The sequence below is a fragment of the Streptomyces sp. NPDC093111 genome, from assembly GCF_040683955.1.
Taxonomy (GTDB): Bacteria; Actinomycetota; Actinomycetes; order Streptomycetales; family Streptomycetaceae; genus Streptomyces.
In genome coordinates this window covers 110,986-127,119 of sequence record NZ_JBFBNW010000006.1, presented here as the reverse complement: position 1 = coordinate 127,119, position 16,134 = coordinate 110,986, and the positions used below count along the sequence as shown (strand labels likewise).

Sequence of the window (16,134 nt, the reverse complement as noted above, 5' to 3'; positions counted from 1 at the left end):
CAGCACCTACGCACGAGGAGCAGCACGTTGACGTACACGGCCCGCGATCAGTGGGACAAGCACTACAGCGACGGCAAGAACTTCCGGGAGGTCGGTGAGCGCGAGCGGGAGCTGCTCGCCGAGCAGGCCCCCGCCCCCGGCGGCGGTGGCCGGGCGCTCGACGTGGGATGCGGGACTGGGGAAATGAGCGTCTTCCTCGCCTCCCTCGGCTACACCGTGGACGCCGTCGACTTCGCCGACAGCGCGATCGCCCGAGCCCGCGAAGAGTATGCCGACGTCGAGGGCGTGCGCTGGCTGCATCTGGACATCGAGCGCGACGACCCGGCCACGCTGGACGAGGAGGGTTACGACCTGGTCGTCATGCGACTGATGTATCCCTTCCTGCACGACCGCGGTCGCGTCCTGCATGGGCTGGGTGAGCGGCTGCGGGACGGCGGCGCCCTCGTCGTCATCACACCGGTGGTGGAGAACACGCCTGAGGAGCGGCGCGGAATCGCCCTGGACGATGACGAGATCGCCCTGCTCTCCGCCAACTGGAAGACGGTGGAGCGGCTGGACGCGGACGGCCTGGCCTTCCTGGTGCTGCGCGGCCCCTGCCACACCGACACCCGGGCCGTCGAGAAGAGGCCGCCCACCGGCCACGCCCTGACCGGCGCTCTCGCCATCGTCACCGACGATGCCGGCCGGGTCCTGCTCGGCCGGTCCCGGCGCGGCATGCTCGAACTGCCCGGCGGCAAGACCACCGGTTCCGAGGACTTCGCCGCCGCGGCAGTGCGCGAACTCGCAGAGGAGACAGGTCTGGTCGCCGAGCCGGGTGACGCGTACGTGGTGACAATGCTCGTCGACGACAGTCATGGAGTCCCCCGGCTCACGGCGGTCGTCCGCATCGCCGCCTGGACGGGAGTCCTGGCCAACGGTGAGCCAAGGCTCTTCGACCGGTGGGAGTGGCATGATCTGCACGCCCTCGCCTGCGTCGGCGACATCTTCACGCCTGCCGCGCAGGCGCTGGACGCCGTCTGGCCCGGGGTCATTCCCGACCTGCCGCCGGCGGCGTCCTATCCCATCGCCGTCGACCAGCCGGCCGTACCGGGTGAGCCGGCCGAAGCCGTCCGGCTGCGCCACGCGATGGCCGGGACGGTGATCGACGGCGGCTGGGCCCCGTCCGAGCCGGTCCAGGACGCGCTGCGGACCGTGCCTCGTCACCGCTTCGCGCCGGAGGCGAGCCTGGCGGCCGCGTACGACGGTGGCGACCGGGCCGTCATCACCCGTCGCGACAAGACCGGAGCGGCGATCAGCTCGGTGTCCGCCGCCTGGCTCCAGGCCGACATGATCGAAAACCTGCGCCTGAAGCCTGGCGCGATCGTGTTCGAGGCGGGATCCGGCGGCTACAACGCCGAACTCATCGCCCACGTCGCAGGCCCCAAGGGTCGCGTGGTGACCGTCGACATCGACCCATGGGTCGTACGCCGCACCCGCCGGTTCACCACGGAGGCCGGCAGCGGACGCGTCACCGTCGTCGAGGCCGACGCGGCGCTCGGAGCACCCTCCCACCTCGTGCCGCGCGGCGACTTCGACGGCAGCGTCATCACGTACAACTGCTGGGACATCGCCCCGGCCTGGTGGGACCAGCTGGCCGAGGGTGGACGCCTGGTCCTGCCGCTGGAAATCGGCGGCTACACCAGGGCGATCGCCTTCGAGCGGCGCGGCCAGGTGCTGCACGCCCGCCACTTCACCTACTGCGGCTTCGTCCGCGACCAGGGACAGCAGGCCCGCACCATTCCCGTCACCGGCCTCCTCGACGGCGAGCTGACACTCCGCTTCGAGCACGGCGACGCCGCTGAGGCGGCGGGCCTGGAAGAGGCGCTGCGCGGGCATCGGCACGAGATCGCCACCGGCGTGACCATGGGGGCGGGCGCCTACTTCGGCTCCCTGCAGCTGTACGCGGCCACCACCCTGCCTGCCTTCTGCCGACTGGCCGCCCACCGCGACAGGGGTGTCACCGATATCGCGAAGGACCGGGACGCACCGGCCATCGTCGGCGACGCCTCGCTCGCCTACCTGACCCACGTCCAGACCCGGCACGGCAAGCTCCCCGAGGACAAGGAATGGGAGTGGGTCGTCCACGCCTTCGGCGAGCACGGACCCCATCTCGCTGAGCAGCTCGCGGCCACGGTGCGGGCCTGGGACCGCCACGTACGCGCCGACGACAACGACAAGCACGCTGATCCCGTCCTGACCGTCCACCCGGCCGGCACACCCGACGATCTGCTGCCCGCCGGACACGTCCTCGACAAGGAGCAATGCCGCCTGGTGTTCCAGTGGCCGGGCCGTGACGGGCGCCTGCCAGGTCCGGCTCGGCACCACCGAGCCGCCGCACCTGCACCGGTGCTGGAAGACAGGTGACCAAGCCGCGCGACGCCACCTGATCGACAGCGTTTCCCGACCGCAGCTCACCGCCGCACCGCAGCGCGCATGCCTCACCACACGGAGACCAGCACCGTCATGACCGCCAACCCCTCCACCCGCTCCCTCCGGCTCGGCACCCGCCCGAGCCCGATGGCCATGGAGCAGACGGCCCGGTTCGCCCACGCCTTCCGCACCCGGTACCCGCACATCCCCCTCGACATCGTCACCATCACCTCCGAAGGGGACCAGCACCGCGGTCCGCTCGCCCAGATCGGCGGCAAGGGCGCCTTCACCCGGCGCGCCGACGAACACCTCCTCGACGGCAGCGTCGAAGCCACCATCGCCTGCGCGAAGGACCTGCCAGGCCCCCACGACCGCAAGCCGGGAATCTCGGCCGGCGCGGTCCTGCCCCGGGAAGACGTCCGCGACGCCCTGGTACTGCCCGCCGGGCACCCACCGGCCACGCTCGCCACACTGCCGCCCGGCACCCGGGTCGGCACCAGCGCTCCCCGCCGCGCCGCCCTCCTCAAAGCCCTCTACCCCAAGCTGGTTGCGGTGCCGATCCGAGGGAACGCCGACAGCCGCCTCCGTGACCTGGATTCCGGCGTACTGGGCGCCGACGTGATGATCGCCGCCCTCGCCGGTCTGCGCCGCCTCAACCTCGCCGACCGCGCCGCCGAGATCCTCGACCCCACCCTGTGGCTACCCGCCTCCGGCGCCGGGATCGTCGTCATCGAGCACCGCACCGACGACCACGCCACCGGCAACGTCCTCACCCCGCTTACCCACTCCCCCACCCGGATCCTCCTCGACGCCGAACGCGCCACGCTCGCCGCCCTCCACGGCAACTGCCTGACCGCCGCCTCCGCCCACGCCACCCTCAACCCGACAGCCGATCTCGTCACCGTCCACGCGGTCGTCCTCGACTCGGAAGGAGGCACCCCGATCCGCACGACCACCACCGGTCCCGCCGACCAACCCGACGCCGTCGGCCAACGGGCCGCTCAGCAGCTGCTCGACGCGGGAGCCACCCACCTCCTGGGAACCCGCCCATGAACCGCAGCGCACCACCCACCGACCGGGCGGTGTTCACGCCGCCCAGCGAGAAGGCCGACCGGGTACGGATGCGTACGGCACACCGAGCCGCGGCCCGGGCGTTCGCGGTAAGGGCGGGCGGGCCGGAGGCATGGGGCTGGCAGGGCCGCACTCTCAGCCGCCGTGCTGGCCGCTGGTGGCTCCGCCTGGTCTGCGCGCCCGAGGACAAACGCGAGAGCCCGCTATGGGAGGGAAATGCCTCCGCCGACGCGTCCCTTCCCCGCACTGTGCCACGGCCCCGCCTCCATCAGGTCAGCGAGTGGACCCGTGGCGGCCTCGCCTACCGCGCCGAGCTCTCCGAGTACATCGCTCAACCGGCCCTCCAGACCGGCGGCCCCGTCCTCACTTCTGAAGCCAACCTGCCGAGCTCATGGTGGGGTGATCTACGCACCGCCCTCGCCACCACCGCGACGGTGCCAACCAACCGCCAAGCCGTACGCCGGCAGTGGATCGACCGCAACTTGGCCCGCTTCCTTGGCATCCCCACACCCACAGCCATCTCCTGGACCACCGGCCACGGCGACCTGCACTGGGCCAATCTCACCGGCCCACCCCTGGTCATCCTCGACTGGGAGGGATGGGGCCTGGTGCCCGTCGGCTTCGACGTCGGGCTCCTGCACGCCTACAGCCTCACCCGGCCGACCATCGCCGCCCGGATCCGCGACGAGTTCGCCCACGTCCTGGACACGCACGCCGGACGGGCCGGTGAACTCGTCGCGCTCGCCCAGCTCCTCCAGGTCGCCGGTCGCGGCAGCCACCCGGACCTCGCGCCCCACCTCGCCCGCCACGCCGAGCACCTCACCGGCACCCCAGTCCCCGCACCGTGACCGCCCCGGAGATCCCGTGCTGCCCAGCCTGCTTGCAGTCTTCGCACACCCGGACGACGAGTCCCTCCTCGCCGGGGGCGTCCTCGCCCAGCATGCCGCATCCGGGGCCCGCACGGCGGTCGTCACCGCCACCTGGGCCCCCGACAGCCGCCGGGCTCCCGAACTCGCAGACGCCCTGGCCGTCCTGGGCGCCGGCGCCCCACGCATGCTCGGCTACAACGACGCTCGCAACCCCGAGGCGGCCCCCGGCCGCCCCCGGCTCGTCGACGCCTCCCTCGACGAAGCAGTCGGTCACCTCGTCGCCCACATCCGTGACTTCCGGCCCGACATCGTCGTGGGACACGACGCCCTCGGCCAGCTGACCGGCCACCCCGACCACGTACGCACCCACCAGATCACCCTCCTCGCCGTCGAAGCCGCCGGCCTCGCCCACCTGCATCCCGAAGCAGGCCCGCCCTGGCGGCCGGCCGCGCTGTACGCCGCCACGCACTCCGAGTCCGGTGTCGGCCTGCTCGGCCCGCTGCTGGAAGGGGTGGGCAAGGACGTCCTGGCCGTACCGGACTCGTACGTGACCACCAGCGTCGACGTCACCCCATGGGCCGACGTGAAGTGGCGCGCGATCCTCGCGCACCGCGGCGAGGTCGCACGCGAGCGGCCCCTGCCCGGCATCCTCGCCAGCCTTCCCGAAGCCGACCGCAACCAGATCATCCAGACCGAGCAATTCACCCGCCTCACCCCGTCCCCACGAAGGGCGACCCGGCCCAGCTGACCACCTGATACCCCCTCCCCGTGTCAGCCGCCCACGAGCAAGCACTCAACGATCGGAGAGAGATGACGACGACTTCTGCGCCCGACGAACGTCCCAGTGTGGCGATGAACGAGGCTGCGTACGGGGCGTTGCGCGCCTCGGCCGCCCTGTGGGTCGGAACCTCCGTCCTGATCACCAACCAGCGAGGGCAGGTCCTGCTCCAGCGCGTGACCTACCGCCCCACCCGCCTGCTGCCCGGCGGCGCCGTCGACAAGGGCGAATCCCCCGCCCAGGGCGCCGCCCGAGAGCTGGAGGAGGAACTCGGCGTCACGGCGACTGTCACCCGCGGGCTGGCTCTCGACTGGGTCTCCCCCGCCGGCCGCACAACGCCCCCCGCCATGAAGTTCCCCGGCGAGCTCCTGCACGTCTTCGACGGCGGCGTCTGGGACGAGGAGCAGATCGCGGCGATCCGGCCCGCACCGGGCGAGATCGAGGCCGTCGAGTTCGTCGAACCCGCCGACCTGCCCGCTCTGATGTCTCCGGGCGACGCCCGCCGCGCCCTGTCCGCGCTCCGCGCCCGCATCAGCGGCGCCGGTCCGGCGTTCCTTGAGGACGGGCTCCCGATCGCCCCCACCGTGCTTGACCGGGTCGGCGCCCTGCGCACCGCCCGAGCCCGTCACCACTTCCCTTTCCACCCCGTCCCCGTCCCCGAGGACCTCACGGTTCGCCAGTCCTGGGCGTGGACCTTCGCCCCGGACGGGCGTGTCCTCGTCCTCCTCGACCCCGACACCGGCGCGGGCTGCCTGCCCGGCGGCACTCCGGAACCCGCGGACCACGCAGACCCCGAGACCACATTGATCCGTGAAGCCCGCGAGGAGGCCGCCGCCGAGCTCGCCGGCATCCGGTACCTCGGGTACGTGTCCGACGCCGACGAACCCTGTGCGCGCGTCCGCTACGCCGGCGCCCTCACAAACCTCGGCCCGGTCCCCGTCGATCCATCCACCGGTCGCACCTACGTCCGGATCCTGGCTACCCCGGAGCAGACCCTGCTGTTCTTCGACTGGGGCCCATCCGCGGCCGAGCAGCTCCAGGCAGTCCACCAGGCCCGCGTCCTCCTCGGCATCCCCAAGGCCGCTCACCAACCCGTCACCGAACTCGCTGACAGCACCTCCTGGTAGCAACGCTCCCCTGCAACGAATCGAGAAACTGATGACCGCCGCCTCCTCGACCGGCCAGTCCTCCTGGCCGGCCGATAACGCACGAGGCCCGGGTCTCGTCTCGGAATCCACTCGATCCGAGACCGTCCGGACCGGACATTGTCTATGCCTTCGCATCGCCTACCGGGTTGTCGGTGACCCGATCGACCCGCACCTGTGCTCGTGCGAGCACGAGACGAGGATCAGCGGCGCACCGGCCGTCCTCTGGGTCGGCTTCCGCAGGGATTCCCTGACCTGGACCGGCCCTGGCCGAGAGCCGAAGTGGTACTCGACCTACCCCACACTTCACCGTGGCTTCTGCGCCGAGTGCTCAAGCACCATCGCCTCCGTCGACGACACCGCACCGCACCTGATCGCGGTGAGCGGCTTCAGCCTCGACGACCGCAGCGGCACCGACCCGGTAGGACATTCCTATCGCCACGAGGCCGCTCCGTGGATGACCATCTCCCTCGCTCCCGATCCGCTCCTGCATCGTCCATCGTAGTGACGTCCTCACGTCGCTGCTGAGCGCGCCACAGCCACTGCACCCGAAGGTGCTCGTCGAGGAAACCGTCGACGGTCTGGGCCTTGCCGAGGGTGCCGTGCACGTGGCGGACGTAGGCGCGCAGCGCGCGGGCAGGGGTGGAGGCGGGCACGGGCGCCTCCTTCGGGCGGCGGTGGCCGGGACTGAGCGTTCCGGTCCGGCCGACGGTGGCAGACTGCCGGGGAGGAACGCTGAAAGTGGTGAGGGAAGTTGGCGGTGGGCGAGCGCGACGCTCCGACGGTCTTCCTGCTCGTGGGGCTCACCGGCTCGGGGAAAACGACCTACGCCCAGCAGGTGCTGGAGCCTCAGGGTGCGGTGCGACTGTCTGTGGACGAGGTGGTATTCGAGCGGCACGGCCGGTACGGCGTCGACTACCCGGGGAACGCCTACTTCGAGAAGGAGGCCCCGGTCGTCGCCGAGCTGCACGAACGGCTGGTGGAGTTCGTCGCCGAGGGCCGGGACGTGGTGTGGGACCACGGGTTGTGGCCCCGCAAGGACCGCGACGCGATGAAGACGCTGGTGGAGTCGGCCGGCGGACGGTGGCGGCTGCTGTACTTCCCAGTGGCCCGTGACGAGCTGCTGCGCCGACTGACGGAGCGCAACGAACGCGGGGACGCGAACTCCTTGATGGTCACTCCGGGTGCCCTGGACGACTTCTTCGCCCGCTTCGAGGAGCCTCAGGGTGAGGGCGAGGAGATCGTGGAGCCGGACTGGCCCTGAGACGTCGGTGCACGCCAGGCGATGATGATCGTGGCCTCTTCGGCCGCCCAGCGAGGTGGTCGGGGGTGGCGCGACGGAAGGCCAGGCGGGGGTCGGAGACGTCGATCCGGCCAGAGTGCCAGCCGGTGTGCTCCAGCAGCCGGACGCCTCGCTGGGACGGCCGGCGTGTCTCGCCCCACTCGCCTGGAGGAGCACCGCTCGCCCCGCCGCCGCAAGTCGTCCAGGACGGCAGCTCAGTACCGGAGGGGTACGGCGTTATCGCTGGCCAGGGCGGCGGCATCCTCAGCCGTCCCGCCTGGCGCCAAGCCGCCCCGCATGCCGTGTGGCAGAGGGGATGAGCGTGTCGAGGATGCGCTGGTAATCGGCACGCGCCAGGGGTTCATCAGCCCAGGCTGGATCAGCACGCTCGCTGATGAGGTCGAGAAACTGTCCTGGTGGCGTCGACTCCACAGCCCATGCCTCACGGTCGGGCGCAGCCCACCAGATCTCCTTGTGCTCTGGATCGAGGACGAGTCGGACGGGGCCGAGGTGACGGCCAAGCGCGTCGAGACGGCGCAGGCCCGTGCCTGCGAGATCTGCGATCAGGGCCTGGGCTTCGTCTGCGGTCTGGACGTGGGTGAAGAAGGGCACGGTGCGGCTGCGCTTTCTCGTGGTCAGGCGACTAGCTGGGGGTTCCGGCCACCCTGGGTGGCCGCCAGGCTGATGAGCTGGGCGGCCTCGAGGACCTGGTCGATGTAATCGGTGATGTCGTTCGGGATGTCACTCAGGGGTTTGAGGAGCAGGACGACGCCGAGTGCCGTGTCGCCCCAGAGGGCCGGGGCCGCTACGGAGTCCCAGCCGGGCAGGCATTCCTGGCGTCCGACGGCGTAGCCCCGCATACGGATTCCGTCGAGGGTCGCGAGAAGGTCGTCGTTGCTGAGTGCGCCCGGGCCGGCGGTCTCGGGGATGGGTTCGGCAAGCGCGATCTCGCGGAGGCTCTCGGGAACGTAGGCGAGCAGGGTGCGTCCGGAGGCGCCGGTGCGCAGGGAGCAGCCGGCAGTGAAGATGTCGTACGCGGTCATGCCGAAGTCGTCCGGACAGTAGTTGCCGATCGCGTAGTCGGTGCAGACGCGGCGCGCGCCGACAGAGGCGAGGCTGTAGAAGAGGACGAGGCCGCCGCAGTCCGCTTGCAGATCGACGAGGATCTCGTGCTGGTCCATGCCGTCATACATGCCGGCCATCGCCTGCATCCCGGCGCGGGCCGCGTGACTGCCGAGCCGGTACCTGCCGCGGCCTACGCGCTCAACCCATTTGGCGGCCACCTGGGCCGCGAGAATGCGGTGAACCACCGCAGGATCCAATTCCGTGTGATCGGAAATGGCTTTCAGAGAATGCGTGTCTCCCGGCAGCTCGGCGAATGCCTGCATGACCCGGATCACTCGCTCTGCGTGGCTGCTCCCCTTGGGGCGCTCGGATGCCATGTTGAATCCAGAACTAATAGCGGGATGATTGGTGCCCGACGTGCAAAGTTCAGGGACGGAAAGCCGTCTCCGTCCCCTGCTTGCACACGTTCTCAGGGCGGAATCGGAACTGGAGTACCGGAACACGGCTACCGGAACACGACTACCGGTCCGGGCTGGGCTTCTGAGGAATCTGCAGGAGAAGGGCCTCGCGCCCCTGCCGGCGTGACTCGAGTTGTCGCCTCCTTCGGGCTGCCTCAAGCTGGCGGCACGTGATGGGAGCTGGTGCCGCATGAGTCTCGGAGAAAGCGACGAGGGAGAACTCGGCCCGGAAGAGCTGATGGGGCTGGCCGGTCTGCTCAGGGCGTGGCGCCTCGCTGCGGGCCTGAAAGAGGGACGCGGGCGCGCGATCCCCCAGGCAGAGGTCGCGCATGCCATCGGCATGTCCGAGAAGTGGTATGGGCAGCTGGAACGGGGCGCGGTTCCCCGCCTCCCGCATGACGCGGTCGAGAAGCTGGTCGGGCGCCTGCACCTGGGGCCCGACGAGCGTCAGACGCTTCTGTACTACACCCCTGGCGGTGCTCTGATCGGCCGCGTCAGACCGAGGGGCGAGCCTCCGGAGCTGCGCACCCTCCAGTTCTTGCTCGACCAGCAGATGCCTCACCCCGCCTACGTGGCCGATGCCCGCTGGTCCATGATCGCCTACAACCGGGCGATGGCGGACTGGTACCCCTGGGTCCTTGAGCCGGGCGCCAACCTGATGCGCTGGGCCCTGCTCCACCCGGACGCTCGCAAGCAGTACGTGGGCTGGGAAGATCACGCCCGCGTGTACCTGGCCATGATCCGAATGTTTCTGGCGCGCCATAAGGCCGACCGCTTCATGACCTCTCTGCTGCGCGAGGTCTACGAGGACCCGGACTGCCGCCGGCTGTGGGATGAGAGCCCCCATGTGGTCGCCCATCGCGACGGCCACCGGTTCCGCATGCGCCTGCCGCGGTTCGACTTCCAGGAGGTCGAGGTCGTCTCGTACCTTCTCTTCCCGGCCGGCCACCCGGACCTGCGGGCAGTCGTCATCGCCTGGCTCGGCAGCGAGCACGAGCTCCAGCCCGGATCCACCCAGCAGCCGAATGCCCTGCCGGCGGGTGGGGCAGCAGCCCCCGAGGCGATCGGGGACGCTTCTTGGGCGCATGCCGGGTGGGCCGATTCAGCAGAGGACGCGGCAGCGCTCGCGGGCAGCGGGGCGATCAGCCTGCCGGAGCTGAGCGCGCTGGCCGGACCCGGATGCCGCCTCACGCTCAACCCGCAGGACCGGACGGTGGTGTGGGCGTATCGGCAGGACGGAGGCGGGTGGCGCGTAAATACGCTCTCCCTGGAGGCGACGCTCAACCGCCTCGTGCCGCAGTCGTCCAGCCCAAGCATCGTGCGCGAGTACCAGCAGCTCCTGCGCACGACACTGCCAGCCACTGCGGGAGAGGCCGGCAGCGAGCTAGACACGATGATCACCGAGCTGTCGGAGCGCCTGGTGGTTCTGCGTGACCTGCGCGAGCGGCTGGATGAGCCGGTCGATTGACGGCAGCGGAAACGCGACCTCGGGCCTCGCCCCTCCCCTCGTGGGGGCGGAGCACCGGGGGCCGAGCCGCGCCGGATACCGAGCCGAGTCAGGAAGCGGGGTTGAGGACGACCTTGCCGGTGGTTCGGCGGGCCGCCATGTCCTCGTGCGCGCGAGCCGCTTCGGTGAGCGGGTACACGGTGGGCGCCGGGACGGTGAGTTCCCCGTCCCGTATGGCCTGGAAGAGGTCGGTCATGGAGTCGCGCAGCGCGGTCCGGTGCCCGAACAGCAGGGGGAGCCAGAATCCGCTGACCGTCTTGCCGGTGGCCATGAGGTCACGGGTGGCGATGGTGGTCTCGATGCCGCTGACGCTTCCGTAGACCGCCATCCGGCCCATGGGCGCCAGCGCTTCCAGGGTCGCGTGGAGGGTGTCGCCGCCCGTCATCTCCAGCGCCGCGGCGGCTGTGCCATGGGTCGCCTCTTGCAGGTCTGCGGCCAGGCTTGTCGAGTTGCTGTCGACGACGGCATCTGCCCCGAGGCCGAGGGCCAGAGCTCGCTTGGCATCCGTGCCAGCCAGAGCCACCACGCGGGCTCCGGCCCGCTTGGCGAGCTGCACCGCTAGGGACCCGACGCCGCCGGCAGCTGCGGGCACGATGACAGCCTCCCCCGGGTTGATGCGTAGCACGGTGTGCAGCAGGTGCCAGGCCGAGTTGCCCTGGAGAGTCAACGAGATCGCCGTGGCATCGTCGATGTCGTCCGGGACCGGGATCGTGGAGCGGTGGTGGGCCAGGGCGACCTGCGCGTACCCTCCGCCGCGCGTCAGGGCCACCACCCGCCGCCCGTCGCTGTAGCCCATCACTTCGTTGCCGGGGACGTACGGGAGCGTGACACCGGCCAGGTAGTCCCCTTCTCGCACATGCAGGTCCGCGTAGTTCACCCCTGCCTGGAGGACCTCGACCCTGTGGTGTCCGGCCGTCGGCTCCGGTTCAGGGATCTCCGTGAGCCGGAGGACCTCCGGGCCGCCGTGGCTGGACATGGTGACAGCTCGCACTTTCTCGCCTCTCAACGCTTCACGATCATTCGACGAAATTGCGTCAGGCGCAATTTGAAAGAATTGCGCCACGCGCAAATTCCGGAGACATTAAACCACTCTTGACGCGCAGGGCCCGGCAGGCATAAATTCCACCTCAATTCTTAGAGCCCTACGGACAGGAAACAACTCCCACAGTGAGCCGCATCACTTCCGTCGAATTGCGCGTGGCGCAATTTGTGGCGGCCCGCACACCGGACAGCGCCCATCGCGCAGCCCGTCAGGGCACTAATCCCAGGCAAAAGGTGACGGAGTCCGGGAGAGGCCACTCCCCAGGGCGAATGACGGGCGTCGTCACTGCCCCGCCAGGAAACGATCTCTCTGCGGTGCAAGCTGCGCCTTCGGTGCCTGCACCTGATGGGGCAACAAGTTCTACAGAGTTTAAGAACCAAGTCTGGATCTTGACGCGGGTCCGTGCGTATGTTCGTCGTCCCCCGGGCACGGTGCCCGGCACGTCGGACGTAAGGAGCGCGGCAGATCGACCAGACCGTGTAGGTCCGCGTAACAGCGACGGCGCCCGGGAGCGGGAACTCCCAGACGCCGAACGCTAAGTGGCATGTCCGCCCCGGCAAGGGCGGGGATTGCCCACCATCACCACGCTGAGTCCTTCCGAGGGGCGCATCAGCGTGGCAACACTGCAACGAGGAGTATCGCATGCCTCCTGCCCTGCGCAATAGGCCCTTCCGCCTGGCCTGCGCGGCAGCCACCTCCGCCCCGGCGCGTTCACGTACCACGACGGAGCCCGCCTTCCCTGCCCCGGCGAACCGCCGGCTCCGCCCCGTCGTCGGGAGCGGCCGATGAGCAGCGAAGCCCGCGAGTGGGTCTGGGAGCACAGCTCCAGCCGGGGGACCGCACGCCTGGTCCTGCTGTCGATCGCCGACCGGGTGGCCGACGAGCAGTGCGTCTCCTGGGCCTCGCTGTCCAGCCTGGCCAAGCGCACGCGCGCGTCCGTCTCCACGGTGCGCGAGGCCATCGACCGCCTGGTCCACGCCGGCGAGCTGGAGCAGCTCGACGACCTCATCGGCCCGCAGCGCAGCACGGTCTACCGCCTGCCCCTCGCCGCCCAGGCCGTCGCAGAGACCGCACAGGACGAGGACGCCGATCAGGCGCCGGCGGGCGAGCACGAGGCCGCCCCCACCCTGCGGGTCTCGGTTCTGCGGCGGTACGGAATCCGGCCGCGTGAGGTACCGGAATCCCCCGCGAGGGACCGGAATCCGGCAGTACCGGAAACCGGCAGGTCCCGGCGGAAACCAGCACCCCGACGTACCGGAAACCGGCACAGCGGTGTACCGAAAACCGGCACACAGAACCGTAGTGAACCGGATTTGAACCGTAGGTACAGCAGTGGTGCTGACATCCTCTCGGCTGCCGAGTGGCAGGTTGACCCCGCCACCCACGCCTGGGCCCGCGAGCAGGGACACCTCGACCGCCTCAGCCAGGAGGGCCTGCGAACGGCCGACGCGAAGTGGCGTGCCCACCGGGCGGCCTTCAAGCCGAGGCCGGCGGATGCCTGGGCCACCGACTGGCGCTCCTGGATCGCCCGGGAGCACGCCCCCAGCCGCCCGAACCTCTACGCCGTGCCCGGCGGAGCCTCCGCCGCCCCCGGCGGTATGACGCGGGCCGAGGCGCACACCGCCGCCCTTCTCGCCGCCCTCGACGAGCCGACCGGAACGGAGGGCTGACCGTGGACCGCCGCGAAATCGCCGCCCTGCTGGCCTACATCGGTCGGCTCGACCCCCGCACCATCCGCACCGATCAGGGCGAGGCCCGAGACCAGCTGGCCCAGTGGCACGAGCTGCTCGGCGACGTGCCGATGGCTACCCCGCACGGCTGGGACGCCCGCGTCGCCGCCCGCCAGCACATCCGCACCTCGCCGTACCAGATCCTGCCCGCGGACGTCGCCCGTCCCTGGGAGAGCTACCGGCGCGACCGCCTGGCGAGGCACTCCGACCCCACGCCGTCCGTCGACCCGGACGACCAGGCCGCCTGGACCGCCGAACTGGCCGGCGCCCGCCGCGCCGTCGCCTCCGGCCTCGCGCAGCCCGCGCAGGCTGGGGCGATCACCAGCGGGCGTAGCGGGATCGACCCGAGGCTGGAGACCCGGCTGCGGGAGATCGGCTCCTGCATACCGCCCGCCGCCCGAGCCGCCCTCGCGCCCTACCGGCCCGCCCGAGCCGCACGCGAGGCCGCCGTCGCACAGGGCCAGCCCGACCCTCTCGGCGTCCGCTGCAGCTGGTGCCTGGCGCAGCCCGGTGAGCCCTGCCGCCGGCGCCGGATCGGTCCCGACGACGGGGTTCGCGGAACAGCCCCGCGTGCCACCCCGCACCCCGGCCGCCTCGACCTCGCCGCCGTACAGCAGGCCCAGCAGGTCCAGCAGCCGGCCATGGTCTGACCGGCGTCCATGGCTGGTGCACCCCGCACCGCCGACCACCACCGTCCCTCCTCGGCTGCGGCGCACGCTCCCGCGCCGCAGCCGGCACCCGACGCCGCGCCCGCCGAGCACCGCCCTGGCCCGACGGCGCGGCAGCACATCGGAGAACCCTCTTGCGCCACATCACCACCCACGACGCTCCGGCCACCGGCCTGCGCGGCATCGCAGACACCAGCTGGCACACCCGCGGAGCCTGTCACGGCATGGACGTCGAGGACGCCGACGCCGTCTTCTTCCCCCTCCCCCGGGACCACGAAGCCATCGCCGAGGCGAAGGAGCTGTGCGGCTGGTGCCCGGTGCGCAGCGACTGCCTCAACTACGCGCTGGAGAACGTCCTCAAGGAGGGCATCTGGGGCGGGCTCACCGAGGCCGAGCGCCGCCCGTGGCACGACGGACTGCCCCAGCGCCTCGACTACCGGCGCGTGATCGCGTTCTTCCAGGGCCGCGACGTCCACCTGACCGAGGCCGAGCGCCAGGCCGTCGTCGACCACGCCTATGTCCGGGGCTGGCAGCCCGACCGGCTCGCCGTCGGCCTGCAGATCAGCCACAAGCACGCCCGTGACCTGCTCCGGCAGGCGGCCAACAAGGTGCTCGACCGCGACCGCCGCCAGGGTGTTCCTCGGCCCAAGAAGAAGCGGCAGAAGACCGCTCCAGCAGCGGGCCGCCCCGTGACCACCAAGCCCGGCACCCGACAGCCGGTGTCCCGCCAGGCAGCGTCGCCCTCGACGCCCGCCTCTTTCGGAAAGGCCGCATGACCCACCCCGTCCTGTCCCTGGGTGCCGCTCCGGACCTCCCTCTCCTCCTCGTCGCCGGCGTCCCCGCCGCCTTCGCCCTGGTGCTGGTCGCCTGGACGATCCGGCACCGAGGAGCCCGCCCGCAGAAGCGCGTCGGCGGTCCGGCGGTCAAGGTCGCTGCCCTCGCCGCCCTCGGCTGCACCGCCTACAGCGCCGACACGAGCTGGCGCTTCGCGGCCGACTACCTCGACATGGCCGGCACCGCCGAGCGCGCCGGGATGTTCGCCGCCGCCGAACTGGCGCTCTTCGCGACCGCGCTGATGGCGCGGCAGAACCTGGCCACGCAGGGCGCCCCGGGCCTGCCCGGCACCCTGGTCTGGGTGATCACCGGAGTGCAGGTGATCCCCGCCTACGCCGAGAGCGGTCCCGTCGGTGGCACCGTCCGGGCCTTCGTCGGCCCGGTCATGGCGGCCATGCTGTGGCACCTCGCCATGGGAATCGAGCTGCGTCTTCACACCCCTGGCGCTGCCTCCCACGGGCTGCTCGCCGTCCTGGGGCGGGAGGTGCGCGAACGGCTGCTGTCCCGCCTCGGCATCGCCGCCCGCGACCGCGACGCCGCGCAGATCACCCGCGACCGGGCCACCGCCCGCGCGGTCGACCTGGCCGCCCGCCTCGCCGAGCGCGCCCCCGAGCGGCGGGAGAGCTGGCGAGGTCGGCGGCTCGCCCGACGGCTGTCGAAGGCGGTCGCCAGGGCCTCAGTCGGCACCGACCCCCTCCAGCGCACGCAGCTGCTCGACCAGCTCGCCGCCCGCCGGCACGCGCTCGCCCTCGCCACGGTCCCGCTCCCCTCTCCCTGGTCCCCGGTGCTTACCACCACTGCGGCTGCCACGGTCCCCGCCCAGCAGACCTCGGAAGGACCGGTCCCCGTGGCCGGTCCCCACGGTCCCGGCGAGTCGGAGGACAGGGACCGGGGACCGGGGGGACCGGGGGGACCGGGGACCGAGAACTGGGACGTCAGCGCACCAGCAGTCGCGGGGACCGAGGGCGATGACACGGGGACCAAGACCCCAGACGTGAGCGCCGGCCCGGGGACCGTCCCCGTCGAATCGGACCCAGGCGAGGGGACCGCCGGCGGCGCGGGGACCGACGGTCCTGCTGTCCAAGTGCCTGCTCAGGCGGGTGATTCGCATCGGGGACCGAGGGGCGCCGAGTCGGGGACCGAGCCCACCGGGGACCGGGGACCGACCGACACCGACACGGGGACCGAGCCCACCGGGGACCGGGGACCGACCGACACCGACACGGGGACCGAGCCCACCGGGGACCGGGGACCGACCGACACCGACACGGGGACG

General features: G+C 71.4%; 15 protein-coding genes. 12 read left to right on the top strand and 3 right to left on the bottom strand.

Features of this window, described 5'->3' with window-relative positions; all coding sequences use genetic code 11:
* Positions 1 to 27: 27 nt before the first annotated feature.
* From fxlM to AB0Q96_RS12030, 7 genes are all read left to right on the top strand, one after another.
* A complete protein-coding gene (gene fxlM, locus AB0Q96_RS12060; protein WP_365324298.1) occupies positions 28 to 2,403 on the top strand; it encodes a methyltransferase, FxLD system in 2,376 nt (791 codons plus the stop codon).
* A gap of 69 nt (positions 2,404 to 2,472) precedes the next feature.
* Positions 2,473 to 3,462, top strand: a complete 990-nt coding sequence (hemC, locus tag AB0Q96_RS12055) for a hydroxymethylbilane synthase (RefSeq protein WP_365324296.1) — start codon at positions 2,473 to 2,475, stop codon at positions 3,460 to 3,462.
* Positions 3,459 to 4,328, top strand: a complete 870-nt coding sequence (locus AB0Q96_RS12050; protein WP_365324294.1) for a hypothetical protein — start codon at positions 3,459 to 3,461, stop codon at positions 4,326 to 4,328. Before hemC ends, AB0Q96_RS12050 begins: the two co-directional genes overlap by 4 nt.
* Positions 4,329 to 4,347: 19 nt before the next feature.
* Complete coding sequence (locus AB0Q96_RS12045) at positions 4,348 to 5,097, top strand: PIG-L deacetylase family protein (RefSeq protein WP_365324727.1); 750 nt, start codon at positions 4,348 to 4,350, stop codon at positions 5,095 to 5,097.
* Positions 5,098 to 5,201: 104 nt separating this feature from the next.
* Entirely contained in the window at positions 5,202 to 6,254 is a 1,053-nt protein-coding gene (locus tag AB0Q96_RS12040) for an NUDIX domain-containing protein (RefSeq protein ID WP_365324292.1), read from the top strand.
* A gap of 31 nt (positions 6,255 to 6,285) precedes the next feature.
* Complete coding sequence (locus AB0Q96_RS12035; protein WP_365324289.1) at positions 6,286 to 6,777, top strand: GFA family protein; 492 nt, start codon at positions 6,286 to 6,288, stop codon at positions 6,775 to 6,777.
* A 255-nt stretch (positions 6,778 to 7,032) separates the two neighbouring features.
* The gene (locus tag AB0Q96_RS12030; protein ID WP_365324287.1) at positions 7,033 to 7,536 is read left to right on the top strand and encodes an ATP-binding protein; all 504 of its coding nucleotides are present in this window, start codon (positions 7,033 to 7,035) and stop codon (positions 7,534 to 7,536) included.
* 282 nt (positions 7,537 to 7,818) lie between these two features.
* Here AB0Q96_RS12030 and AB0Q96_RS12025 read toward each other — a convergent pair whose 3' ends face one another.
* Both AB0Q96_RS12025 and AB0Q96_RS12020 read right to left on the bottom strand, forming a co-directional pair.
* Positions 7,819 to 8,166: a hypothetical protein gene (locus AB0Q96_RS12025; RefSeq protein WP_365324285.1), complete on the bottom strand. Its 348-nt coding sequence runs from the start codon at positions 8,164 to 8,166 to the stop codon at positions 7,819 to 7,821.
* 23 nt (positions 8,167 to 8,189) lie between these two features.
* A complete protein-coding gene (locus tag AB0Q96_RS12020; RefSeq protein WP_365324283.1) occupies positions 8,190 to 8,996 on the bottom strand; it encodes a helix-turn-helix domain-containing protein in 807 nt (268 codons plus the stop codon).
* 271 nt (positions 8,997 to 9,267) lie between these two features.
* Between AB0Q96_RS12020 and AB0Q96_RS12015 the strand changes: the two genes are divergently transcribed.
* A complete protein-coding gene (locus AB0Q96_RS12015; protein ID WP_365324281.1) occupies positions 9,268 to 10,545 on the top strand; it encodes a helix-turn-helix transcriptional regulator in 1,278 nt (425 codons plus the stop codon).
* A gap of 88 nt (positions 10,546 to 10,633) precedes the next feature.
* Here AB0Q96_RS12015 and AB0Q96_RS12010 read toward each other — a convergent pair whose 3' ends face one another.
* Complete coding sequence (locus AB0Q96_RS12010) at positions 10,634 to 11,575, bottom strand: zinc-binding dehydrogenase (protein WP_365324279.1); 942 nt, start codon at positions 11,573 to 11,575, stop codon at positions 10,634 to 10,636.
* Positions 11,576 to 12,411: 836 nt separating this feature from the next.
* Here AB0Q96_RS12010 and AB0Q96_RS12005 point away from each other — a divergent pair.
* From AB0Q96_RS12005 to AB0Q96_RS11990, 4 genes are all read left to right on the top strand, one after another.
* Entirely contained in the window at positions 12,412 to 13,296 is an 885-nt protein-coding gene (locus AB0Q96_RS12005; RefSeq protein WP_365324276.1) for a helix-turn-helix domain-containing protein, read from the top strand.
* Between the two features lie 2 nt (positions 13,297 to 13,298).
* Entirely contained in the window at positions 13,299 to 14,006 is a 708-nt protein-coding gene (locus AB0Q96_RS12000; protein WP_365324274.1) for a hypothetical protein, read from the top strand.
* Between the two features lie 152 nt (positions 14,007 to 14,158).
* Positions 14,159 to 14,800, top strand: a complete 642-nt coding sequence (locus AB0Q96_RS11995; RefSeq protein WP_365324272.1) for a WhiB family transcriptional regulator — start codon at positions 14,159 to 14,161, stop codon at positions 14,798 to 14,800.
* Positions 14,797 to 16,134: hypothetical protein (locus AB0Q96_RS11990; RefSeq protein WP_365324270.1), on the top strand; the 1,338-nt coding region annotated here is incomplete at its 3' end. The genes AB0Q96_RS11995 and AB0Q96_RS11990, both read left to right, overlap by 4 nt.